Below are 605 nucleotides of genomic sequence, written 5' to 3'. Positions count from 1 at the left end.
ACAGATTTTTTATCTTTGCCTTGGAATTGCTCTGGAGTTTCCTCTGCAATGAAACCGTATTGAAGGAAATCACTAGAGTGCTCTCTCAAATATTCAATTCCATGCTCTTCTACATCCTTCTTTAAGAAATATTGACTAGGTTTCAATAGCATTAAAGCTTCTACTTCATCGTTTTGAATTTCTTGGATGTCTGCTTTTATCTCTCTAGTAGATCGCTGAGTCCAAGTTAGCCCAGAGACATCACCAGAAGCCCACAAGTCTTTACCGCTTATATTCGCATACAGGGAGTAAACTCCACCGTCTGCTGCATACTTAGAAAGGAAATAGAACCCCTCTTTGTTTTTTATTCCAGTGTGAACCTTAATAAACATGTTATGGTATTGGGTAGTAACTGCTTCTAGCCCTGCTGTATTGTCAGTGAATATCTTAAAATCATCTTCTGTTTGTGACTCCTGTCTATTAAATAACCAAGAACCGCTACCTGAATTAATTTCTACAGTGCTTCCTCCTCGGAGTCTTAAGTGACTTGTACCATTAGCATTCAAGTCTATATTTCCAAAAGAAAGAATCTCCAAAGGTCCTTTAGAATTGATTTTCATTTTATC

1 protein-coding gene is annotated in these 605 nt (G+C 37.4%); it reads right to left on the bottom strand.

The window, feature by feature from the left end:
* On the bottom strand, nucleotides 1–605 hold a 605-nt coding region (locus JDS96_RS30605), incomplete at both ends, for a tail fiber domain-containing protein (RefSeq protein WP_199669109.1).

It is taken from the genome of Bacillus cereus group sp. N21 (genome assembly GCF_016483395.1).
GTDB lineage: Bacteria > Bacillota > Bacilli > Bacillales > Bacillaceae_G > Bacillus_A > Bacillus_A pseudomycoides.
This window is presented reverse-complemented; position numbering and strand designations above follow the sequence as displayed.